Below are 2,749 nucleotides of genomic sequence, written 5' to 3' on the forward strand. Positions count from 1 at the left end.
GTCAGAGCTATACGAGACTACACAGAGTCTTCCGTATGGGTAATATCACCAAATAAACTGGCACTTAGAAAAAAATCAATCATTGAAGACATTAAAATAATGCTTTCCCAATGGCTGCGTACCACTCCCACGCACGAAGAAAAGTTAGATATAAGGAAATTAACAGAACGCTTCAATGTCGATTTAGCCAAAACCAAGTTTGCAAATCGCTATGCTTATGATCCCCTGCTAACTCAGTTGATCTACAACTGTATAGGTTCAATCATTCATTCACCGCCTCAAGATGCTCCAAAATGCGAGGGAAATGACGACAAATACTTGCTGCTACCAAATCTTAGAATCTCTGGTGCATCAGCCATGAATACGTGTGTGAGTATTGGAATACCTTCTATGATGGCGTTTTATGGATTCGTACACGCTTTCCAGAGAAATGTACAAACAGCTAATCCTAACTTTAAAATTGAAAGTTTCGCCGTATGCATTCACAACATTCATGTGGAAAACCGCGGATTAATAAGAGAATGGGTACCAAACACAAAAGGACAAATTACAGCACCTGCAACACGAGACGATTGGCAGTGTGACGTTGCAGTAAGCCTGATTCTTCGTTGCAGTCATTATTCTCAGCTAATACCACGCGATTTCATACGCTTATTACCGGGAAGAATAGCAAGAGGGAAAGTGACAGTTTCTATATCCGATATAAAACACTTAGGCCGATGTTTGAGTTTGGCTGATGCAATCAAAGCGATACCCGTTGAAACAGGTAGATGGCTTAGCCTAAATAACGAAGTGACCTTAAACAGTATTCAAGATGTGATTGACGAGTTAAAAAATAACAGATTACAAACCGTCAGCTGCATTGGTTATCAACTATTAGAAACCCCATGTGAAAAACGTGGCTCACTACACGGGTACAAACATGCTTTCGTCGAAACCATACTTGGTATCATAAAACTTTTAGCAATAAGTAAAAATACAAACCCCAGCCAATACTTTTGGCAATATCACTATTCGAAGCAAGGTCCGATTTTACTTCCTAGGAGCGTATCCGATGAAACTTCCTAATAGCTTGTCTTATATGAAATCTATTGAACCTTCTGATGTCATTTTCCTTGTTAACTGGCCAGATGGAAGAAAGACACCACTCCCATATACTAGCCGTGTAGCGTTAGGTATGAAAGAAGGCTCCAAGTCTGCATACAAAGATGATGGCCAAATTGACATGGACGCAACGGCACACTCCCTAGCCCATGGCAACGCGCACGAAATCGACTTTTGCTGTGTACCTTACGGAGCCGAGAGTATCGAATGCGAATTTTCTGTTTCATTTGCTTCGAGTCTTCGTAAACCATTTAAGTGTTCCGATCCAGAAGTAAAACGAACCCTAGTTCAATTGATTAAGCTATATGAGGAAAAAGTGGGTTGGGAAGAACTCGCCAATAGGTTCCTCGAGAATATTTGTAATGGTAGATGGCTTTGGAGAAATAACGAATGTACATATTCGACATCAATCGGTATAAAACCATGGCCATGGGAAGACGAAAAAGCCATTAGCCCATTCCATGACATCCGAAAAAATTATGCTGGCACTAACCACTTCAGAGCTCATAAAGACTGGGATAAGCTAATCAAGTTAATCACTGACGCTTTTTCCCAACCGAATGGGCTCTGTATTTTCGAAGTCAGCGCTACATTTCGTTTAGGAACAAACGCTCCAATCTATCCTAGTCAAGTATTCAAAGACTCTGTCAAAGGTGAAAAAAACCGCATCTATCAATCCACTGACGTAGATGGAGAGAGTAGTCCTATACTCGGTTGTTATAAAACTGGAGCGGCAATAGCCACGATTGACGACTGGTATCCGGATGCGGACAAACCAATACGTATCAGCCACTATGGTGCACATAAAGATGACGTTTATTGTTATCGTCACCCAAACACCGGGAAAGATTTATTCACACTTTTGGAAAAAGCCGATCAATACCTCGAACAACTTCAGGCTACAGATGTATTGCCAGATGAAATGATTAATGACCTGCATTTTATCGTTGCAAACTTGATAAAAGGCGGGTTACTTCAACGGAAAGGAACCTAAACCATGGATTGGTACTATAGAACCATCACATTTTTACCTGAATATCGAAACAATGAAGCAATCGCAGCTAAATGTATCAAGGAATTACATCGTTTTAATTACAAGTACGAAACGAGATCCATTGGCGTCTCGTTCCCACTCTGGGGCCAAGAAACGGTGGGACGTAAAATCACCTTTGTTAGTACCAATAAAATGGAATTGGATTTTCTGATATCACGAAGGTATTTCGTACAAATGACAAAACTTGGTTACTTTAGCATTTCCACAACACAAACTGTCCCAGACGATTGTTCTTATGTTCTATTTAAACGTGCACACTCTATAGATAAAGGAACATCTGCGGGCCGAGCGAGGGAGTTAAAACGACTTGAGCGAAGAGCTTTAGAACGTGGCGAAATATTTGACCCTATAGCTTATTCCAAAACCACTAGTCATGCATTCCAAAGCTACCACTCACTGGAAGAAGATAGCAGCAGTGGCAATAAGTTCCGACTGAACATACAAATGAAGGAAAGGTCAGGAACTGTAGGTACTGGAACATTTAGCAGCTATGGGCTAGGCAATACCGATAATTCATTGCAGGTTGTTCCATTGATTTAACCTTACATCTACACCATCTTCATAACCTATTGATTTTACAGCCTATAATGT

The 2,749-nt window shown here is 40.6% G+C and carries 3 protein-coding genes; all 3 read left to right on the forward strand.

Features of this window, described 5'->3' with window-relative positions; translation table 11 throughout:
* Positions 1–1,068, forward strand: a 1,068-nt coding sequence (locus CAG69_RS02650; protein WP_272925876.1) for a type I-F CRISPR-associated protein Csy2, incomplete at its 5' end; no start/stop codon positions are given.
* Positions 1,055–2,098 carry a type I-F CRISPR-associated protein Csy3 gene (gene csy3 / locus CAG69_RS02655; RefSeq protein WP_161442617.1) on the forward strand — a complete coding sequence of 348 codons (1,044 nt, stop codon included), beginning with the start codon at positions 1,055–1,057 and terminating at the stop codon, positions 2,096–2,098. The genes CAG69_RS02650 and csy3, both read left to right, overlap by 14 nt.
* Positions 2,099–2,101: 3 nt before the next feature.
* The gene (gene cas6f, locus CAG69_RS02660; RefSeq protein ID WP_047102591.1) at positions 2,102–2,698 is read left to right on the forward strand and encodes a type I-F CRISPR-associated endoribonuclease Cas6/Csy4; all 597 of its coding nucleotides are present in this window, start codon (positions 2,102–2,104) and stop codon (positions 2,696–2,698) included.
* Positions 2,699–2,749: the final 51 nt, after the last annotated feature.

This window comes from Vibrio sp. V43_P6S15P86 (assembly GCF_009904725.1).
Classification (GTDB): Bacteria; Pseudomonadota; Gammaproteobacteria; order Enterobacterales; family Vibrionaceae; genus Vibrio; species Vibrio diabolicus.

Excerpts from the sequence above, each read along its gene's own strand:
- csy3 (WP_161442617.1), top strand. The coding sequence starts at position 1,055 with ATGAAACTTCCTAATAGCTTGTCTTATATGAAATCTATTGAACCTTCT.
- cas6f (WP_047102591.1), top strand. The coding sequence starts at position 2,102 with ATGGATTGGTACTATAGAACCATCACATTTTTACCTGAATATCGAAAC.